We start from the raw sequence: 19,493 nt of genomic DNA on the forward strand, positions 1-19,493 counted from the left end.
CTTTTTACTGTTTCTACTTATTTGCTGCGCGTATTATTTAACGTCACAAGGTAAACATAGCACGTAGGTACCCTTAGGGTCGTTTAGTTGGTTTACTAAACTGAACTCTTTAAGTACGCGCTTAAATTCATTTACCAGTGCAGAGTCGGCATGGGCAAATTGCCATTTGCCCACAAACGTCATTGCCTGGCCAAAGAATTCCTTCCAGAAAATTTCCTGGGCACTCAGCGTACGTTGTACGTAGAACGTATCATAATTCTCTAGCTCGGCGAGCTCGGCCGCAGCAACTACAGCATCGTCAACCGTACCAAGCTGGTCTACCAAGCCAAGTTCAATGGCATCTTCGCCAATCCACACGCGTCCTTGGGCAACACTATCCACTTCTTCTACCGACATACCACGAGCATTTGAAACCAACGACAAGAAGTTTCCGTAAGTGTTTTCAACGTTGCGCTGAAGAATTTGACCGAATTCTGGTGCTAGTGGACGCACAGTAGAGAAGCCTGCAAGCTCTGTAGAGCCCACACCGTCACTGTGAATACCTAAATAATCCAGTGAATTCTCGTAGGTCATAAACATACCAAACACGCCAATCGAGCCTGTAATTGTGCTAGGGCTTGCAATTATTCTATCGGTACTTGCTGCAATCCAATAACCGCCTGAAGCTGCATAGGTGCTCATAGAAGCAATAACGGGCTTACCTGCTTGTTGTAGCTGCAACACTTCCTGACGGATAATTTCAGAGGCGAATGCGCTGCCTCCAGGAGAATCAATCTGAAGAACCACTGCTTTTACGTTGTCGTCTAGACGTGCCTTTCTTAAAAGACGAGCGGTGCTGTCTCCACCTATAGTACCGGCTTTTTGATTACCGTCTAAGATGGTGCCCTTGGCAACTACAATCGCCACTTTATCCATATCTGACTCGATAACCGGCATAGGCGGGTTAACAACTTTAAGATAGGTATTGAACGAAGTGAGGTTAACGCCGTGATTGTTTTCATCTTCACCGACTAACTCAGTAAGCTCCAACCTTACTTCTTCGCGGGTCTTCAATGCGTCTACCCAATTATTCTCAAGCGCATACTGTGCGAAATCGCCGCCTGCCGCTTCAAACTTTGCTAATAAACCTTCAAGGGTCTCGTCAAAGTTTGCTTCATCGATACCGCGAGCTGCTGCTACATCCGCTTTGTATTGTGCCCAGTAACCATCTAACCACTGTTTCTCCGCTTCTTTTGCTTCTTCAGACATATCATTTCGCATGATAGGCTCAACAGCAGATTTATAAGTACCAACCCGGAAGATATGTGTGGTTACTTTTAACTTTTCTAGCATGTCTTTGAAGTACATGCCATAACGGCCGTAGCCTTCAAACATTAACCCGCCCATTGGGTTCAGATAGATGCTATCAGCGTGTGCTGCCAAGTAATATTGGTCTTGGGAAAAGTAATCGCCAATGGCATAAACGGGCTTTTCAGACTCTTTAAATGCGTCAATAGCATTAGCTACGGTGCGCAACTTGTCTAAACCACCGCCGGTAAGACCTTGAAGGTCAAGAACCAAAGCTTTAATACGGCGATCCTTTTGCGCATTTTCAAGCACTTTCACTACATCGCGTACCAATACTTCTGGGTTTTCAGGTTCACTGCCTAGCGATTCTTGTAAGAACTGTTCGAAAGGATCAATGCTTTCTTTTTCTATAACTAGCTTGCCGTTAAGCGTAAGAAACAAAGCACTGTCTTTGTTTACGGTAAACTGTTCATCGTCCTGACCAGTTATTGCGATTATCAATCCAACAAAAATAACAATGAATATCAAATTAAAGAAAAGTTTGCGGGTGAAGTTAAGCACCGTCCACAAGCCAATAAACAAGGATTTAGTCCAATTTCCTTTGGCTGCCATTTTAATCACTACCTTTTTTTGAATTAACTAACCAGAGCAAGATAGATCAGGCATATCTTACTCACGTACTGCATTCTATTATGTTACCTAAATCGAGTAAGATCGCGAACTTAATTGTAATTTTTTGTGAGTGTCTTTGTTTTCGGCGACTTACGATGACTTTTATTCTGCGTTCTTTTTTTCGTCTTGTTCCAGCCACTTTCGAATGAGGGAGGCAATACGTTTGTGACTATCCTCGCTCATCGTCATAAGAAATTTTCCATTCTTTGCTTTATAGCCGGTTTTTCCATGGCCCTTTTTCATTAGTCGTAAAAACGGTGAGGGCTTATTTTCGCGCGATGAAATTTTTTTCATAAAGTGCCGTTCTTATTTCTTAATCACACAAAGTAGGCAAAACAATGAACCACATTTACCAACAAATCGTAGCCCGACTGCAAGTGGCAGATGGCATTCCTTTACTTTTATTACGCTTGTATTTAGCACCAGTGATGATACAGGCTGGCTGGAATAAAGCATCCAGTTTCGACAGTATTGTAGATTGGTTTGGTAACGATGATTATGGGCTTGGTTTACCAATGCCTTTGGTAATGGCGTTCTTAGCTACAGCCGCAGAACTCGTGGGCGGTGTTCTATTGTTATTGGGTGCATTGACGCGCTTGGTGAGTATTCCATTAATGGTAACCATGATAGTCGCTATGATGAGTGTTCACGCTAAGAATGGATGGCTCGCTATTGCTGATGCGTCTTCATGGTTAGCCGACGGTACAATATTACTGAATGAAAGCATTATGGCTGCGCCAGAAAAGCTTGCGGCAGCTAAATCATTGTTACAAGAGCATGGCCATTATGACTGGCTTACATCCAGCGGTAACTTTGTGGTACTTAACAACGGCATCGAATTCGCTGCGACCTATTTTATTATGCTTTTAGTTTTGTTTATCTATGGTGGTGGACGCTTCTTTAGTGTCGATTACTATGTGAATAAAGCCATGCGTTCTAAAAGTAATTAGGGACGCTCCATTTCCTGTACAAAAGGCCGGAATTTTCTGGTCTTTTTCGTTTATGAACCGTAGGATCTAGCAATCAGGTTAGGTAAATTATTGTTGTTGGCACGCTTTTCTCGATTATGAAAATCGAAGCGTGATAACAGCAACGCGAAAAAATAAAGTAGGGACGTAAATGGACGCATTAACATTGTTACTCAACAGAAGTTCTCAGCCTCGATTGGAAGCGCCAGCACCTAGTGGAGATGCCTTAGAGAATATTATGCAGGCTGCACTACGTGCCCCAGATCATGCTTGTCTTACTCCGTGGCGTTTTATCGTGTGCACAGGAAAAGGGCTTGATAAGCTAGGTGCACTCTATGAGCAATCCGCTATTGAAAATGAAAAGTCGCAGAAAGAAATTGAACGTGCCGTGCAGCTTCCTCACCGCGCACCTATGGTTATCGTAGCCATCGCAAAGCATGTGGAACATGAAAAGGTACCGCGTGTTGAGCAGATAGCGTCGGCAAGCTGTGGCGTTATGGCGATGCAAATGGCAGCAGTAGCACAAGGGTTTAACGGCATGTGGCGCACCGGTGGCTACGCACACTGTGAGACGGTAAGAAACGGATTAGGTTTAAGTGAAGAAGACGAGCTGGTAGGTTTCTTATATTTAGGAACACCAGCGTTTGAGCCTGCACCTAAACCGCAAAGAAATAGTAACGACTACTTTGAATTCTGGCAGTAGTTGATACCTATTCGAATAAACTGCCGTATTAGATAGCTAGCGACGGGTAAGAAGGGTCTTATTTTTATAAGTAAGCTAAAATAAGACCCTAACATTTAGCCTAGAAAGATAGGTCTACATTATAACCAGCGAACTTCCTGATATTAATAACGCGATCGCCATCTAGCATCCAGTATTGCCCTTTGATACCTTGCAATACACCAGTAAATGACGGTGTCTTATCTAAGTTTAAAGATTTTATCTTTACCGGATAATCTTCAACAGGGTAATGAATATCATGGATAGGCGTAGTCACTTCTGATACTGCTTGAAGCCCTTTTTCTTGCTTCAGCGCTTCTAGCTCACTTTCAATTTTATCCATTAATTCGGTTTTGACCTGTTCTAAATCAACCTCGTCAGGTTTGCCCTTTAACATTGTTCGCCAATTGGTTTTATCTGCAATGTGATCTTTGCATAACGTTTCAACCAAACCACTGGTAAGCCTGTCAGGAACTCGCAGCATTACGGTAGCTTGCGTAGCTCCTTGATCCATCCACCGCGTAGACACGCCTTCGGTGACTTGACGAGTGATGCCCACTTTTACCGTACCTGTGTTAGCCAAATAAACAAAATGCTCACTAAAGCAATGTTCTTCACCCCACTGAGGTTCTCTGCACGTCCCTTCGTGGTAATGGCACTTTTCTGGCTTAATAATGCAGCTATCGCATTGTGCCAGCGATATCAAACACGGGTAGCAGTATCCTTGGTTGAAGCTTTTTTTGGTTTTGCGGTTGCAGTGAACACAGTTGATTTCACCAGAGTAGGTTACCGTTACTTCCTTGCCGATAAGAGAATTGATATCTACCAACTCATCACCAATTGGAAGCGAGTAGTGCACGGTATTGTTTTCATCGGCGGAGGTACGCATTTTTTTAAGCATACCCGAATATGTTGTTGTCACTTGTTGAAACCTTTTTCTTAAAAACTTTATTTGTAACGCTGTTAGTCGCTTAATTCGCCGCGCAAGTTTTGCGTTAATAGATGGCTTATTTCCTCAAAAGGAAGCCCTTTACTTAATAAGTAGTGCAGTTTCGCGAGGGCAGCCTCGGGCGTCATATCGCTACCCGATAAAACTCCTACTTCTTGTAGGCCATGGCCAGTGGCATAACCACCCATGTTTACGCGACCGCGCATACACTGGGTACAATTCAAAACAGGAATTTCTCTGGCTTTTGCGTATTTTAACTGTGCAATAAGCTCAGGGTTCTGAGGTGCATTGCCCACACCATAACTCAGTAAAATCAGTGCATTCACCGGTTGCTGCAGCGTGTTTTTAATGACCTCTGGCGCAATACCGGGATACAAACTAACCATGCCGATCGGTTGGGCTTTGACGTTCGATACCGTTAAGGTGTTATTTGGTGTCTTCGCTAATTCACCGGCTTTCAGACGAATATTAATGCCAGCTTCTAACAGTGGAGGAAAGTTAGGGGAGTCAAAGGCACTGAATCCATCTGCATCTACTTTGCGGCTGCGGTTGCCACGAAGTAGTCTGTTGTTGAAGAACAGTCCGACTTCGGCAATGGGGAAGTTCGCGGCAACATATAACGCGTTTAGAAGGTTGACTTGACCATCTGAGCGAAGCTCTGCCAGTGGAATTTGAGAACCGGTAACAATGACAGGTTTTGACAAATCCTCAAGCATGAAACTCAACGCCGAGGCGGTGTATGCCATGGTGTCTGTACCGTGCAAAATAATGAAGCCATCGTACTTGTCGTAGTTGTTGGCGATATCATCGGCAATACGCTGCCAGTCAGACGGATCCATGTCTGATGAATCGATAAGATTGTCGTATTCATGCAGTGTAAAAAGGGGCATTTCAGAGCGGTGAAACTCCGGCATCTTTTTCAGTGTGTCTGACAAGAAGCCTGCAGCGGGTACGTAGCCTTGCTTAGACGGCTTCATACCAATAGTTCCACCTGTATAGGCAATGTATATATGTTTGCGCATGAAATGACCTTACCCTTAATTTGGGAATACTTTTCAAAAGGGGATAGCGTAATTTGACGGGCATTCTAACAATACCCACGGGTTTGTCACCCTGAAATACGAAGGCACAAAAAAGCGGTGAAGATCACCGCTTTTATTCTGTATCAACTTTTTAGCAACGTTAGGCTGAGCCCTATGCTGAGGTTCGGTACTACTTAACTTCTTTACCCGCTGCTTGTTGGTCTGCATGGTAGCTCGAGCGGACCATAGGGCCACATGCTGCATGCGTGAAGCCAATTTCTTTTGCGTAGTCACCAAGGGCGTCGAATTCCTTAGGGTGTACGTAGCGCTTAACCGGGTAGTGGTGACGGCTTGGCTGAAGGTATTGACCCAGCGTAAGCATGTCCACATTGTGAGCGCGCAGATCATCAAGTACGCCTTGAATTTCTTCGTTCTCTTCGCCCATACCCATCATCAGACCAGATTTGGTCATCACGTCAGGGTGTTGCGCTTTAAACTTTTTAAGCAAATCTAACGACCATTGGTAATTCGCACCAGGGCGACATTCACGGTATAAACGCGGGATCGTCTCTAAGTTGTGGTTGAACACATCAGGCACGCCGTTTTTGAAAATCTCAAGTGCACGATCCATACGTCCACGAAAATCGGGTACTAATACTTCGATTGTCGTTGTTGGACTGTGTTCGCGAATGGAGTTAATACAATCTACGAAATGCTGAGCGCCACCGTCGCGAAGGTCATCGCGGTCAACAGAAGTAATAACCACATAGCGCAAATTCATTTCTGCAATGGTTTTAGCCAGCTTCTCTGGCTCTTCTGCGCTCGGAGGCAGTGGCTTACCGTGGGCTACGTCACAGAAAGGACAACGACGGGTACAAATATCACCAAGAATCATAAAGGTGGCTGTACCGTGGTTGAAACACTCGGCAAGGTTAGGACAACTCGCTTCTTCACACACAGAGTGAAGGTTGTTTTTGCGAAGTGTCTGTTTGATGTGATCAATTTTCTCGGTAGTACGAGGAAGCTTGATTTTAATCCACTCCGGCTTGCGCAGCATTTCTTCCTTTTCAGTAGGAATAATAGTGACGGGAATGTGTTTTACTTTTTCATCATCACGGAGTTTTATCCCCGCTTGAGGTCGTGCATTACTCATCAAAACCTTCTTTGTATGTTGGCTGTGCAATGGAAAGCGCTTCTAGCAACAAATGCGTTAATTCATTACCAGCGGTCTCAAGCGTAGTTGGACCATTGAGGCGCGCGGTATCGATCATTTCCATACCGGCATAACCGCAAGGATTAATACGCTGAAACGGTGATAAGTCCATATTAACATTTAAAGCTAAGCCATGAAACGAGCAGCCATTACGTATTCTTAAACCTAATGAACAAACTTTCTTCTCATCGACGTATACGCCAGGCGCATCGGGCTTTGGATACGCGGTTACGCCGTATTTTCCAAGTAGTCCGACCACTGCTTCTTCCATAGCAGTGACTAAATGGCGAACACCTAGCTTTCTGCGCTTTATGTTTAGCATCAGATAAATTACTTGTTGGCCTGGACCGTGATAGGTCACTTGGCCACCTCGGTCAACCTGAACAACAGGAATATCACCAGGCATAAGTATGTGTTCAGCTTTGCCTGCTTGTCCTTGCGTAAAGACGGCATCGTGTTCAACAAGCCAAATTTCATCTTGGGTGTTTTGGTCTCGCTCATCGGTGAAGCGTTTCATTGCCTCGAAGATAGGCTCATACGGCTGACGCCCTAACTGACGCACTATAACGCCGTTTGCGTCAGACGCTATCGACTGCTCATTCACTTAAAGTACAACCCTAACCAGCTCTAATTTGGCAAGTTCAGTGTAAATGGTTTCCATGTGCTCTTTACTGGTTACACGCACACTGATAGACACCGAGTGGTAAGTACCTTTACTACTTGGTTTTACGTTAGGCGAGTAATCACCTGGCGCGTGTTGCTGAAGGCAGCTCACTACCTGTTGAGGTAGGTCTTCATGAGCAACGCCCATGACTTTAAACGTTTGGTTTGTTGGAAAATCTAGTAATTCGTCGAAACGGGTATCCATGCGATATCCTTGGTACTTAAAATATCATATAAAAAAACGGCCAGATTGTAACAAATCTGGCCGCTTCACAACTAGCTTTTTAACGTATTCAGTAAAGGTGTTTACTCGTCGTCAAATCCTAGCTGAAGCATAATGTAGTCTTTCATGCGATTAAAGAAGCTGCCTTCTTTTACTTCTTGAAGGGTAACTAGGGGATAACTAGCCACATCTTCACCGTCTAGTTGTAGATAAAGTTTTCCAACAACCTGACCTTTTGCAAGTGGTGCTTCAAGCTTGTCATCAAGTTCGAAGTTAGCTTCTAAATTAGCCGCCTGACCGCGTGGAATAGTAATGGGGGTAGATTGATTAATTCCAAGGTCTACTGTCTCTCTATCACCCATATAGATGCGGTGAGCAACGAAACTATGACCGGCTTGGTATGGCGTAAGTGTCTCGTAAAAACGGAAGCCATACTTAAGTAGCTTTTTGTTTTCAACTTTACGTGCACGTTCGCTATCAGTCCCCATGACTACAGAGATTAGACGCATACCGCCTTGCTCTGCAGAAGTGATTAGGCTGTAGCCCGCATCAGACGTGTGGCCAGTTTTAATGCCATCAACGTTTAAGCTTTTGTCCCACAACAGGCTATTGCGGTTGTATTGCTTAATGCCGTTGTAGGTGAATTCCTTCTCGCTATAAATCTTGTACATTTCTGGCGTTTCTGCGATAAGCGCGCGAGACAGAATCGCCATGTCACGAGGGGTAGTGTAGTGGTCAGGGTCGTGAAGACCGTGAGCATTAACCCAGTGAGAACCACTCATGCCAAGTGATGCCGTGTGTGCATTCATCATGCTGGCAAAAGCAGATTCTGAACCTGCTACGTGTTCTGCCATAGCAACACAGGCGTCGTTACCTGACTGCACAACAATGCCACGTAGTAAGTCACGTACTGAAACTTGTGTACCTACTTCAATAAACATTTTTGACGAGTCAGGGAATTTCTTCGCCCATGCGTTTTCCGAGATAGTCACTTCGTCGTCTAAGCTGATGTTACCGGCCTGTAGTTCTTTGCCAATAACATAAATAGTCATTATTTTCGTTAAGCTCGCAGGAGCAAGCTGCATGTCCGCATTTTTAGATGCAATCACATGACCCGTTTCAAAGTCGGTTAGAAGAAAACCTTCTGCGGCAACTGAAGGAGCAGGCGGAGTGACTACGGCAGCATTTGCTGTGTGTAGTAAAGTGCCTATAACCAAAAAGGCAAATGAAAGTAATGACGGTTTAGCGCGTTGAATTATTCTGAGCATGGTTCTAATTTCTTTGACCGTTTTATCCGTGTGAGTTAAAGCTTACCCTATTGTTGCGATGACCGCGAAACGATGACCGCAAAACATGGCTACCCAATTTTAGCTTTTGTCCAGTTCGTAACCGAATTCTGTTGTTTCACCTACTTATTAGCTGAGGTGACGAGAGATCTTAACGAAAGGCTGCTTATAAGACTAGGTTTTATCAAAAAAGTTTACGTGATTGTAGGTATTAGGCGAAGAAACCGTTATATTGCCTGCTGAATGACACAATGCTGCCACAATGTCGTTGTTTTTATGAGCGTGCGACAACCCAACTAACTACATGGTCTGCGTAATCGCGTAAGCGTTGGGATAGCCATTTTGCTTTAGTTGTTCGAGAACCTCCGCGACGACTGCTTCATCGTGGATAGGGCCTAACTGTAGTTTATAAATGTTATCTGCTACTGGCAGGTGAGCGGGAATTTGATATAACGCCGATAGCACGTTAGAGATAGATTTTGCTTTCTCGGCGTTTGAAAGCGCAGCAACTTGAATATAAATCGCATCACTTACCGCGTTGCTACTTTTCTCACTGCCGCTTGAGTTGGTATTCGCGGTGTTCGAAGAGGGGGCTAATGGCGGGGTGGGTGAAGTTGCTGCCAAGGCCGGTGCGGGTACTACCGCAATACCCAAGTATTCATCGTAAGTAACAGTTGGACTGTTTCCCACCGTCACATTGTTTTGTTCGTCAAAGTGGATAACTTCAAGTTTGACTCGCGCTGTGCCTTTGCTGTGGTAGCCTAGTTTTACTGCGGCTGCATACGACAAATCGATAATTCTATCATCGTGAAAAGGGCCGCGGTCGTTAACGCGGACGATCGCTTGTTTGTTATTTTCCAAGTTAGTAACACGCACGTAAGAGGGCAGTGGCAATGTTTTGTGAGCCGCGCTCATGGCAAACATATTGTACGTTTCGCCATTTGAGGTTAAGTGACCGTGAAACTTCTGGCCATACCAACTGGCGTAGCCGACCTCTTCATAGCCCTTACCACTATCCATTGGCGTGTATTGCTTGCCCAGTACCTTGTAGGGCCTGCTGTTAAACATGCGGTAGGCTTCGTATTTTGGCACAGCATCAAGTGTTTCTGGTTTCTTGGCAACGTGCTTAGGCGCTGAGTCTTGCTTTTGAGTATAGCGACCAGATTGTGTAGGTGCACTTTGGCATCCCACTAATGCCAAAACTATAAAAACAGCTGAGCCATAGCGAAAGAACTGTCCGTTTGCCAGATTCTGGTTAACAAGACCCGCATTAACTAAACCCGCTTTTACAAAATCAAGTACCGAAAAAAGGCGCTGCAACATACAAGTTATCTAGACATTAAACGTTTCTGAGTGGCAATGGCCATAAGAATGCCAAAACCTGCCATTAAAGTCACCATAGATGTTCCTCCAAAGCTCACTAGAGGAAGGGGAACACCCACCACGGGAAGTAATCCGGACACCATGCCCATGTTTACAAATACATAAACAAAAAAGGTAAGGGTAATACTGCCACCAAGCAATTTTGCATAGGCGTCTTGTGCCCGGCTAGAAATTATAAGGCCGCGCATAATTATAAAAATGTATATTGCCATTAAACACATTACACCGGTAAGACCAAACTCTTCACTGAATACTGAAAAGATAAAATCGGTGTGACGTTCGGGTAAAAACTCGAGTTGTGACTGCGTACCCTGTAACCAGCCTTTGCCGTCTACACCACCGGAACCAATGGCAATTTTAGATTGGATTATGTGGTAGCCAGAACCTAGCGGGTCGCTTTCCGGGTTCAAAAAAGTAAGAACCCGCTGCTTTTGGTAATCCTTCATTAAAAAGAACCACATCACAGGCGCAAACGCGCCAATGAGGCCGCCCACTACTGAAATAAGACGCCAGCTCATACCTGCCAGGAATATGGCAAAGATACCTGAACTGGCGATGAGTAACGAGGTCCCTAAATCAGGCTGCTTTGCAATGAGAATGGTGGGCACGACCACCAAACCAAACCCAACGATAATGTGGGTCGTGCGTGGCGGCATAGTGAATTTACTGATATACCATGCAACCATCATAGGCACGGCAAGCTTCATCAGTTCAGAGGGCTGAAAACGGATAAAGCCCAGGTCTAGCCAGCGCTGTGCGCCTTTGCCCATATCACCAAATAATAAAACGGCAATTAGCATGAGCAGGCCTGCACCATAGGCATAGGTTGAGAAAAACCTAAACACGCCCAAAGGGGCTTGGGCTAATCCGAACATAACGATAAAGCTAAATCCCAGCCTGATAAACTGGCGCTCCATTTGCTCCATATCCTGACCTGACGCCGAGTACAGAGTAAATAGCCCAACACAACTTAGCACGAGTAGCCCGACTAACAGCCAGCCATCGATATGAATGCGCTGAAGAAAACTTACTTTATTAGGGTTTATGGTGGTTCTCTTCACTAGTTTGTCCCTAATTCATTGTCAGTGTTTGCCGAGTCAGCTTCGGCAGTTTCAAAAACTCGGTCTCTGAAATAGAAATCCATGATTTGACGGGCGACAGGTGCTGCGTTCTTACTACCACCGCCTACGTTTTCAAGGACCACGGTTACCGATATCTCTGGATCATTGAAAGGGGCAAAGCCAACATACATGGCATTGTCTCGAAGACGCTCATCAATTTTAGTAGCGTCATATTTTTCATTTTGGCCAACGGTAAACAACTGCGCTGTTCCTGTCTTACCCGCAGAGTCGTAAGGGGTATCTGCAAATGCATGACGCGCGCCGCCTTCTTCGCCACTCACAACATCGCGCATGGCGTTTAACACCACATCCAAATTGTTACGGTTCTTAATCTCTATAGGCCGCAGCGACTTAAGCGGGATAAGGTCGACAGAACTATCGGTGTTCATATAACCGCGAATGATTTGTGGAATATAGCGTTCGCCAGCATTGATCAGCGTGTTAACCGATGTATTTAACTGTACCGGCGTGGTAGTCCAATAGCTCTGTCCTATACCAACGGGGATGGTGTCACCAATATACCAAGGTTGATTAAAGCGAGCGCGTTTCCAGCCTCGGCTAGGCATGTTGGCATCTGATTCTTCATAAAGATCGATACCCGTGAAATCTCCGAATCCGAATTCGTACATAGATTCACTGATTTTATCGATACCCAATTTATACGCTAGCTCGTAATAATAAGTATCGCACGACACTTCTATTGCTTTTGATACGTTAACTTTGCCATGTCCCCATCGACGCCAATCGCGCCACACGTGCGACACATTTGGCAATTGATAGCGACCTGTATCGTTAATGGTGTAGTCTTTGGTGATAATGCCTTCTTCTAGTCCAACAAAACCAAGGTGCGGTTTAATGGTAGAAGCGGGAGGGTATTGTCCTTGTGTCGCTCTGTTAATTAGCGGGCGGTCTGGCGAATTCAGTAGCGCAGAGTAATTCTTGCTGCTGATACCGTGCACGAATAAATTGGGGTCGTAACTAGGGTTAGAATATAGTGCCAGTACGCCACCTGTTTTAACATCGGTAACCACTACAGCGCCGCGCATGCCTTCTATTATTCGCTGGGCTTCCAACTGAAGCTCTAAATCCAGGTTAAGTACGATATCTTTGCCCGGTGTTGGTGGCTCAACACTGAGTACACGAATAATTCGGCCTTGGTTGTTTACTTCGACCTGCTGATAACCCACTTTTCCATGAAGCAGCTCTTCGTGATATTTCTCTATGCCTAGCTTACCGATATCGTGGGTTGCGGCGTAATTATCTTCTTGGCCTGCTTCAACGAGTTTTTGTAAGTCTCGCTTGTTAATGCGTGCAACATAACCCAGTGCATGGGTAAGCGTTTCTTTATAAGGGTAATGACGAGCTAAACGCGCTTCAATTTGAACACCCGGAAACTTGTGTTTGCTGGCAGAGAACAGAGCAACTTCTTCTTCGCTTAGCTGAGTGCGAAGCGCAACGGGTTTAAATCTCCGCGTTCCTTTTAGCGTAGATTGAAAGCGTTCAATTTCATCGCTGGTGATGCTCATTAATTCGGTCAGATCTGCAAGGGTTTGTTCAATATCATCCACTTGCTCTGGAATAACTTCCAAACTGAAAACCGGACGGTTCTCGGCTAAAAGCACGCCGTTACGGTCATAAATGAGACCGCGGTTAGGCGCTACGGGCAGCACTTTAATTCGGTTACCGTTAGACCGGGTTTGATAATCTTCAAATTGGGTGACCTGCAAAGAATAGAGGTTGTTAAGTACAATGCCCAACATGGCCACAACAATAATAAAAGCAATGGTCGCTCGGCGCGCGAACAAGTTCGCTTCAGCGGAGTGGTCCCGTATTGCTTGACGTTTTCGTTGCATTGACTTCCTTTGCATTAATAAAGCGACCAATTACTCACGGTGATAAGGGTGATTTTGCGTCACCGACCACGCGCGGTATAAGCTTTCTGTAAGAATGATCCTAACAAGTGGATGGGGTAGAGTTAAGGCTGATAAGGACCACTTTTGTTCCGACGCAGCAATACATTCTGGTGCTAACCCTTCTGGACCACCAATAAGCAGGCTTACGTCGCGCCCGTCCATTTTCCAATTGTCGAGTTGTTTAGCAAGCGTGGGAGTGTCCCAGGGTTTACCTGTTACTTCTAACGTAACAATGCGATTTCCTTTGGGAATAGCGGCTAGCATTTGCTCGCCTTCTTTTTCCAAAATGCGCTTAATATCCGCGTTTTTGCCTCGCTTTCCGGCGGGTATTTCAGTAAAGGACACTGGCATGTCGCTAGGGAAACGACGAATAAACTCATCCACGCCTGTACTTACCCAGCTTGGCATTTTTGTTCCGACCGCGACGATTTGTATACGCACTTCTTTTACCCTTACCGCAGGAATTAGTATTTCACTTATACAATAAAGGCCATACGCATTTGAGTATGGCCTTTATTGACCGTGTTACTGCATGTTTATAGCAAGCATTTACGCCACTACGACCACAGTTTCTCTAGCTGGTAGAAATCACGGGTTTCATCTTGCATAACGTGCAAAATAACATCACCAAAATCAACCAGAACCCATTCGCCGGTTTCCTTACCTTCCACACTTCCAGGTGCGTGGCCCGCTTTCTTCGCTTCTACCATGACATTTTCTGCAATAGATGAAACGTGGCGCTTTGAGTTACCTGAACAAATGATCATGGTATCTGTAATACTTGATTTGCCGCGAACGTCTAGTTCAATAACATCACGGCCTTTCATATCGTCAATTTTGTCTTTAACAAACTGTTTGAGCTGTTGACTCTTCAAGAGTTTTCCTCACTTACTTAACTTTTATATAACTGATGTTCGTTTATGTAATCTAAAACGCTTTCTTCTAACCATAAGTTAGATAGGTCAGCATTTGAACTGTTTGGCGTACCCGATTTCTCGGACGTGGCAGCACTTGCTAGTACGTCACGAATTTCAGTAGATGAAACATTAAAAAGCGGTGTGTTGGTTAACACTACATGGCCTGCAGGCTTTGCGTGAATAACATTTTTATCGTTAGTCACATGACAATCTAACCAAGCTTGTATTGCGGGAGGAGGCGAAAATCTCTCATCGTCTCTGCGCATAACCACTAAGTGACAATAATCGAGCAGGTGTTCCCACTCGTACCATTTGTCCAGATTATACAGTGAATCTGCGCCAATGAAAAAACAGATTGTGTCATCGCTTTTCTCTTTAAGTGCACGCAGTGTTTTAACTGTATAAGAGGGGGACGGAAGCGTCAGTTCAATTAACTCTGGAATAAGTCTGTCATTGTTTTGGGCGCAAAGTTCAATCATTTTTACCCGATGGATTTCTGACACACCTACTGACTTATGCGGCGCTAATTTACAAGGCATGAGATGAACGTGGTTTACGCCAATTTCATCTGCCGCTTTTAGTGCCGCACCAATATGGCCTTTATGCGGCGGATTAAACGTACCACCAAAAATGGCTTTCACCGTTGAATTTGCTCGAGAAGCGCCGGAAAGACTCACTTAGACTTGCCCATTATGCCTGTAACAGAGGAATGTCGCGAAGGTCCATACCCATGAACATCATGCACAAGTGACACATTTCGACGTAAGGGCGGGCAATGACATTTTGTTTGAATGCGTGATCTGACTGAGTCAACGCTTTTTGGATGTCTTCTAGCTGCGCGACGCTCAGACGATTCAAGGCACTTTGATAAAAACCTTGTCTATTACGCCAAATACCGAATTTTTGCCACTGAATGGGGGCGCCGCTTTGCTGCGCTAGTTTTAGTTTCCATAACTGCTCCCACTCTCGAATCAGCGCCCAAATAATGATGTTAGGCTCCAGACCCTCACTCTCTAATCGATATAGCATTTTTATGCAGCGGGTACTGTCGCCGTTAAGCATAACGTCAACCAGTTGAAACACGTTGAAGCGCGACTGATCGACCATCGCCTTTTCAATTTGTTCGTCTGAAATAGACTGGTGTGGATAGAGTAGGGCGAGCTTGTCAATTTCTTGCTTAGCAGCAAGCATGTTGCCTTCGCAGAAATCAGCAATCATCTTAGCACCCGATGCTGATACGGAGAGTTGGTGAGCATTTAACTGCTGGTTTAGCCATGCATTGAGCTGCTTGCCTTCCAGCGGGTAACACAATACCGACGCGCCCATATCATCAAGCACTTTAAACCATTTGCCGCGCTGCACGTCTTTGCCAATTTTGGGGCCGTGAACCAGCAACAAAATATCGGGGTTTAATGATGCCGCGACTTCTTGCAGCATTTTACTGCCTTCAGTGCCCGGTTTTCCCGTAGGTAGCTCTAATTCAATAAACTGTTGGCTTGAGAAAAGCGACATGCTTTGTGTGGCTTCAATCAACTGATTCCAGTTAAAGCCCGTTTCAGCGACTAGTACTGTACGCTCTTCAAAGCCATTGGCTTTTGCTTTAGCGCGTATTTGCTCAATGACATCAAACTTCTGCTGGGGTTCATCTCCAAACACCAGATAGCACGGGCGAAGTGCCTTGGTGATATCTTGGCTAAATTGGTTTGGATAAATCTGCATGAAAAATTCTGATGTTTACTGACTAATGGAAGTCGATGCATTTGGTGCAGCGGCTGCCTGACTGGAAAGGCGTCTGATCATGATATCAGCGGCTTCATCGCGCATTTCACTTAGCATCAATTCAAGTTCGCGAGACTTTGCCAACACTTGGTCAGGGTCGTCTTGATAGTCACGTACTACTTCAAATTGCACCATTACCGCTTCCTTACCAGGAAACTGCACGCGGTAACGCACAACATAAATCAGTTCATATTCAGCAACTTGACCCGAAGGGTAAACCGACAGCAGCTGACGTTCTAATTTTTCTGGAAGCAAATAGATGTTTATGTTTTGGTTAGAGCGCGATGTTTTATCTACGCTAACACTGGATAAACCGTAAACGTTTAAGCGTTTATCAAGCGCACGCGCTAACGGCGCGTGTGCTCGGGCACTTTCAATAGCAACGGTGTTTATGTCGTCAGGTAGGCTAGGGCTACTTCGCAAATGAAAGCCACAGCCAGTAACCAATACGGTTCCCAACACAGCGACTGCGAATTGTAAGTGCTTTTTCATCAGTATCTGACCTAGTTAGCTACAATGTTTACAAGCTTGCCAGGCACAACAATCACTTTACGAATGGTTTTACCTTCGATGAATTGCTGAACGTTAGGCTGTTCTTTCGCAGATGCTTCAATGCTCTCTTTGCTAGCATCAGCAGCAATTGTCATCTTAGCGCGAACCTTGCCGTTAACCTGAACAATGATAAGCTTCTCGTCTTCAACCAATGCGGCTTTATCAGCCTGTGGCCATGGCGCTAAATCGATATCTTCACTGTGACCCAACACTTTCCATAGCTCGTGAGCGATGTGCGGCGTAATAGGGTTTAGAAGCAACAAGATAGATTCACAGGCTTCGCGCATAATTGCGATGTCCTGCGCGTTGTCTTGTGGCGCTTTTTGAAGGTGGTTTAACAATTCCATCACCGCTGCAACCGCAGTATTAAAGGTTTGACGACGGCCTAAGTCATCAGACACCTTTTCAATGGTCTTATGTACTTCACGGCGAAGAGCCTGTTGGTCTTTCGACAGTGCCTTAACATCAATCGCTTCTGGCGTGCCTTTTTCAACGTGTTCGGTCACTAATTTCCAGATACGACGTAAGAAACGGTTTGCGCCTTCAACACCAGAGTCTACCCACTCAAGGGTTTGCTCCGGTGGCGCAGCAAACATGGTAAATAAACGCACTGTATCGGCACCGTATTGGTCAATAACTTCTTGCGGGTCGATACCGTTATTCTTCGACTTAGACATTTTCGTCATACCGCCGTGAATAACTTCTTCACCGTCAGCGGTTAGCCATGCTTTAACAATACGGCCTTTATCGTCTTTTTCAGTGCTTACTTCGGTAGGCGAGAACCAGGTTTTCTTACCCGACGCGTCTTCACGATAGTAAGAGTCGGCTAATACCATGCCTTGACACAGCAAACGCTTGAACGGCTCATCAGAGTTTACCAAGCCTTCATCGCGTAACAACTTGTGGAAGAAACGCGAGTAAAGTAAGTGCAAGATAGCGTGCTCGATACCACCAATGTACTGATCTACTGGTAACCAGTAGTTAGCTGATGTTGGATCAAGCATGGCGTCGTTGTTAGTAGCACAGGTATAGCGCGCGTAGTACCACGATGACTCCATAAAGGTGTCGAAGGTATCCGTTTCACGTAACGCGGCTTCGCCATTGTATGTGGTTTTTGCCCACTCAGGGTCAGCTTTAATTGGCGAGGTTACGCCATTCATTTCTACGTCTTCAGGCAAAACAACCGGTAGTTGATCAGCAGGAACCGGAACAGATTCACCGTTTTCCAAATTTAGCATTGGAATAGGTGCGCCCCAGTAGCGCTGACGGCTTACGCCCCAGTCACGAAGACGGTAATTTACTTTGCGCTTTCCACAGCCTTTGCTTTCAAGTTCATCAGCAATACCATTAAATGCGGCATCGAACTCAAGACCGTCGAACTTAGCTGAATTGATCAAGCTACCTTTTTCAGTAAATGCAGAGGCGGTAAGGTCGCACTTGTCTTCATCACCTGCGTTTGGCGCAATGACTTGTTGAATAGGTAGGTTGTATGTAGTCGCAAATTCCCAATCGCGCTGGTCGTGGCCAGGAACGGCCATTACCGCGCCTGAACCGTAGTCCATCAACACGAAGTTAGCGACCCAAATTGGAAGCTTTTCACCGGTTAGTGGGTGAACAACCTCAAAGCCCGTGGCGAAACCTTTCTTCTCCATGGTTGCTAATTCAGCTTCAGCAACTTTGGTGTTTTTACATTCGTCGATAAAGGCCGCTAAATCTGGGTTCGATTTTGCTGCGAATTCGGCAAGAGGGTGCTGCGCAGCCACTGCAACGTAAGTAACGCCGTAGAAGGTATCTGGACGCGTGGTATATACCGTCAAATCGACAATGTCGTTAACCGCTGACGCTAAATCGAAGGTAATTTCAACACCTTCAGAGCGGCCAATCCAGTTTGCCTGCATTGCGCGTACTTGGTCTGGCCATTCTTCAAGCTGTTCTAAGTCTTGTAAAAGTTCTTCGGCGTAGTCAGTAATTTTAATAAACCACTGAGGGATCTCTTTTTGCTCAACCAGCGCACCAGAGCGCCATCCGCGACCGTCGATTACCTGCTCATTAGCCAAAACAGTTTGGTCTACAGGGTCCCAGTTCACAGTAGAGTTTTTCTTGTAAACAAGACCTTTTTCGTAAAGGCGTGTGAAGAACCACTGTTCCCAGCGATAGTAATCTGATTTACATGTGGTTACTTCGCGATCCCAGTCGTAACCGAAACCCAACGAGCGAAGTTGGTTTTTCATGTAATCAATATTTGAGTATGTCCATTTCGCAGGTGCAGTGTTGTTGTTAATTGCTGCATTTTCAGCCGGAAGACCAAAAGCATCCCAACCCATAGGCTGCAATACATTTTTACCCTGCATGCGCTGGAAACGGCTGATCACGTCACCAATGGTGTAGTTGCGCACGTGGCCCATGTGAAGTCGGCCACTAGGGTATGGGAACATAGACAGGCAGTAGAACTTTTCTTTTTCTACGTCGTCATTTGCTTTAAACGATTGGTTTTCTTCCCAGTATTGCTGAACGCGTTGTTCAATGTCTTTCGGATTGTACTGATTATCGGCCATGAAACTTAGGCTTCCGCATTAAAAGTTAAAACGTTTATGGGGCGGCATAAGGCGAGTTTGTAGCAACGCCAACTAACCGCGCGTGGGATTCACCCACTTAACATACATATAGCCCAATAGAATAACCCAGCGCTAAGCCATGCCTCAATAGCTTAACACCGAACTTGGCAATATTTATTGTTGCTTGCTTGAAAAGTGAGCATTAATGACACAGTTTACGCCGATTGAACACCAGAACTCGCCCCATTTGCTCATCTTACTTTGTCTTG

Annotated in this window: 19 protein-coding genes; 2 read left to right on the forward strand and 17 right to left on the reverse strand. The window is 45.3% G+C overall.

The features are described from left to right. Nucleotides 1–33 precede the first annotated feature (33 nt). Both sppA and NO989_RS12345 read right to left on the reverse strand, forming a co-directional pair. Nucleotides 34–1,899, reverse strand: a complete 1,866-nt coding sequence (sppA, locus tag NO989_RS12340; RefSeq protein ID WP_014949339.1) for a signal peptide peptidase SppA — start codon at nt 1,897–1,899, stop codon at nt 34–36. A gap of 162 nt (nt 1,900–2,061) precedes the next feature. Beyond that, nucleotides 2,062–2,253, reverse strand: coding sequence for a hypothetical protein (locus tag NO989_RS12345; RefSeq protein ID WP_014949340.1), 192 nt, complete (start codon nt 2,251–2,253; stop codon nt 2,062–2,064). 44 nt (nt 2,254–2,297) lie between these two features. Here NO989_RS12345 and NO989_RS12350 point away from each other — a divergent pair, with 44 nt between their 5' ends. Together NO989_RS12350 and NO989_RS12355 are read left to right on the forward strand one after the other, a co-directional pair. Beyond that, nucleotides 2,298–2,909, forward strand: coding sequence for a DoxX family protein (locus NO989_RS12350; protein WP_371342658.1), 612 nt, complete (start codon nt 2,298–2,300; stop codon nt 2,907–2,909). Nucleotides 2,910–3,078: 169 nt separating this feature from the next. Next, a complete protein-coding gene (locus tag NO989_RS12355; protein WP_014949342.1) occupies nt 3,079–3,630 on the forward strand; it encodes an NAD(P)H nitroreductase in 552 nt (183 codons plus the stop codon). Nucleotides 3,631–3,730: 100 nt separating this feature from the next. On the opposite strand, the gene NO989_RS12360 is transcribed toward NO989_RS12355, so the two are convergent. The 15 genes from NO989_RS12360 to leuS all read right to left on the reverse strand — a co-directional run bounded on the left by NO989_RS12360 (nt 3,731) and on the right by leuS (nt 19,224). Further along, nucleotides 3,731–4,570, reverse strand: a complete 840-nt coding sequence (locus NO989_RS12360) for a DUF2797 domain-containing protein (protein WP_371342659.1) — start codon at nt 4,568–4,570, stop codon at nt 3,731–3,733. 41 nt (nt 4,571–4,611) lie between these two features. Beyond that, the gene (gene ansA / locus NO989_RS12365; RefSeq protein ID WP_039229460.1) at nt 4,612–5,619 is read right to left on the reverse strand and encodes an asparaginase; all 1,008 of its coding nucleotides are present in this window, start codon (nt 5,617–5,619) and stop codon (nt 4,612–4,614) included. Nucleotides 5,620–5,809: 190 nt separating this feature from the next. After that, on the reverse strand, nt 5,810–6,772 hold the full coding sequence (lipA, locus tag NO989_RS12370; protein ID WP_371342660.1) for a lipoyl synthase: 963 nt from the start codon (nt 6,770–6,772) through the stop codon (nt 5,810–5,812). After that, complete coding sequence (gene lipB, locus NO989_RS12375) at nt 6,765–7,436, reverse strand: lipoyl(octanoyl) transferase LipB (RefSeq protein ID WP_014949346.1); 672 nt, start codon at nt 7,434–7,436, stop codon at nt 6,765–6,767. The genes lipA and lipB overlap by 8 nt, the downstream gene beginning before the upstream one ends. Continuing rightward, nucleotides 7,437–7,700, reverse strand: a complete 264-nt coding sequence (gene ybeD, locus NO989_RS12380; protein WP_014949347.1) for a DUF493 family protein YbeD — start codon at nt 7,698–7,700, stop codon at nt 7,437–7,439. It abuts the gene before it with no gap. A 101-nt stretch (nt 7,701–7,801) separates the two neighbouring features. Further along, nucleotides 7,802–8,986, reverse strand: a complete 1,185-nt coding sequence (locus tag NO989_RS12385) for a D-alanyl-D-alanine carboxypeptidase family protein (protein WP_014949348.1) — start codon at nt 8,984–8,986, stop codon at nt 7,802–7,804. A gap of 318 nt (nt 8,987–9,304) precedes the next feature. Next, a complete protein-coding gene (locus tag NO989_RS12390; protein ID WP_371342661.1) occupies nt 9,305–10,327 on the reverse strand; it encodes a septal ring lytic transglycosylase RlpA family protein in 1,023 nt (340 codons plus the stop codon). A 5-nt stretch (nt 10,328–10,332) separates the two neighbouring features. Beyond that, the gene (gene rodA / locus NO989_RS12395; RefSeq protein ID WP_014949350.1) at nt 10,333–11,448 is read right to left on the reverse strand and encodes a rod shape-determining protein RodA; all 1,116 of its coding nucleotides are present in this window, start codon (nt 11,446–11,448) and stop codon (nt 10,333–10,335) included. Continuing rightward, nucleotides 11,448–13,361, reverse strand: a complete 1,914-nt coding sequence (gene mrdA, locus NO989_RS12400) for a penicillin-binding protein 2 (RefSeq protein ID WP_014949351.1) — start codon at nt 13,359–13,361, stop codon at nt 11,448–11,450. The genes rodA and mrdA overlap by 1 nt, the downstream gene beginning before the upstream one ends. A 30-nt stretch (nt 13,362–13,391) precedes the next feature. Further along, nucleotides 13,392–13,862 carry a 23S rRNA (pseudouridine(1915)-N(3))-methyltransferase RlmH gene (rlmH, locus tag NO989_RS12405; protein ID WP_014949352.1) on the reverse strand — a complete coding sequence of 157 codons (471 nt, stop codon included), beginning with the start codon at nt 13,860–13,862 and terminating at the stop codon, nt 13,392–13,394. Nucleotides 13,863–13,978: 116 nt separating this feature from the next. Then, a complete protein-coding gene (gene rsfS, locus NO989_RS12410; RefSeq protein ID WP_371342662.1) occupies nt 13,979–14,296 on the reverse strand; it encodes a ribosome silencing factor in 318 nt (105 codons plus the stop codon). Nucleotides 14,297–14,313: 17 nt separating this feature from the next. Then, on the reverse strand, nt 14,314–15,015 hold the full coding sequence (nadD, locus tag NO989_RS12415; RefSeq protein ID WP_371342663.1) for a nicotinate (nicotinamide) nucleotide adenylyltransferase: 702 nt from the start codon (nt 15,013–15,015) through the stop codon (nt 14,314–14,316). Between the two features lie 13 nt (nt 15,016–15,028). Then, nucleotides 15,029–16,057 (reverse strand): DNA polymerase III subunit delta, encoded by a 1,029-nt coding sequence (holA, locus tag NO989_RS12420; protein WP_371342664.1) that lies wholly within the window; start codon nt 16,055–16,057, stop codon nt 15,029–15,031. A gap of 15 nt (nt 16,058–16,072) precedes the next feature. Then, nucleotides 16,073–16,609, reverse strand: a complete 537-nt coding sequence (gene lptE, locus NO989_RS12425; protein WP_371342665.1) for an LPS assembly lipoprotein LptE — start codon at nt 16,607–16,609, stop codon at nt 16,073–16,075. An 11-nt stretch (nt 16,610–16,620) separates the two neighbouring features. After that, complete coding sequence (gene leuS, locus NO989_RS12430; protein ID WP_371342666.1) at nt 16,621–19,224, reverse strand: leucine--tRNA ligase; 2,604 nt, start codon at nt 19,222–19,224, stop codon at nt 16,621–16,623. Between the last annotated feature and the right edge of the window lie 269 nt (nt 19,225–19,493).

This window comes from Alteromonas sp. DY56-G5 (assembly GCF_041414725.1).
Taxonomy (GTDB): domain Bacteria; phylum Pseudomonadota; class Gammaproteobacteria; order Enterobacterales; family Alteromonadaceae; genus Alteromonas; species Alteromonas macleodii.

Excerpts from the sequence above, each read along its gene's own strand:
- sppA (WP_014949339.1), bottom strand. The coding sequence starts at position 1,899 with ATGGCAGCCAAAGGAAATTGGACTAAATCCTTGTTTATTGGCTTGTGG.
- NO989_RS12345 (WP_014949340.1), bottom strand. The coding sequence starts at position 2,253 with ATGAAAAAAATTTCATCGCGCGAAAATAAGCCCTCACCGTTTTTACGA.
- NO989_RS12350 (WP_371342658.1), top strand. The coding sequence starts at position 2,298 with ATGAACCACATTTACCAACAAATCGTAGCCCGACTGCAAGTGGCAGAT.
- NO989_RS12355 (WP_014949342.1), top strand. The coding sequence starts at position 3,079 with ATGGACGCATTAACATTGTTACTCAACAGAAGTTCTCAGCCTCGATTG.
- ansA (WP_039229460.1), bottom strand. The coding sequence starts at position 5,619 with ATGCGCAAACATATATACATTGCCTATACAGGTGGAACTATTGGTATG.
- lipA (WP_371342660.1), bottom strand. The coding sequence starts at position 6,772 with ATGAGTAATGCACGACCTCAAGCGGGGATAAAACTCCGTGATGATGAA.
- ybeD (WP_014949347.1), bottom strand. The coding sequence starts at position 7,700 with ATGGATACCCGTTTCGACGAATTACTAGATTTTCCAACAAACCAAACG.
- NO989_RS12385 (WP_014949348.1), bottom strand. The coding sequence starts at position 8,986 with ATGCTCAGAATAATTCAACGCGCTAAACCGTCATTACTTTCATTTGCC.
- NO989_RS12390 (WP_371342661.1), bottom strand. The coding sequence starts at position 10,327 with ATGTTGCAGCGCCTTTTTTCGGTACTTGATTTTGTAAAAGCGGGTTTA.
- mrdA (WP_014949351.1), bottom strand. The coding sequence starts at position 13,361 with ATGCAACGAAAACGTCAAGCAATACGGGACCACTCCGCTGAAGCGAAC.
- holA (WP_371342664.1), bottom strand. The coding sequence starts at position 16,057 with ATGCAGATTTATCCAAACCAATTTAGCCAAGATATCACCAAGGCACTT.
- lptE (WP_371342665.1), bottom strand. The coding sequence starts at position 16,609 with ATGAAAAAGCACTTACAATTCGCAGTCGCTGTGTTGGGAACCGTATTG.
- leuS (WP_371342666.1), bottom strand. The coding sequence starts at position 19,224 with ATGGCCGATAATCAGTACAATCCGAAAGACATTGAACAACGCGTTCAG.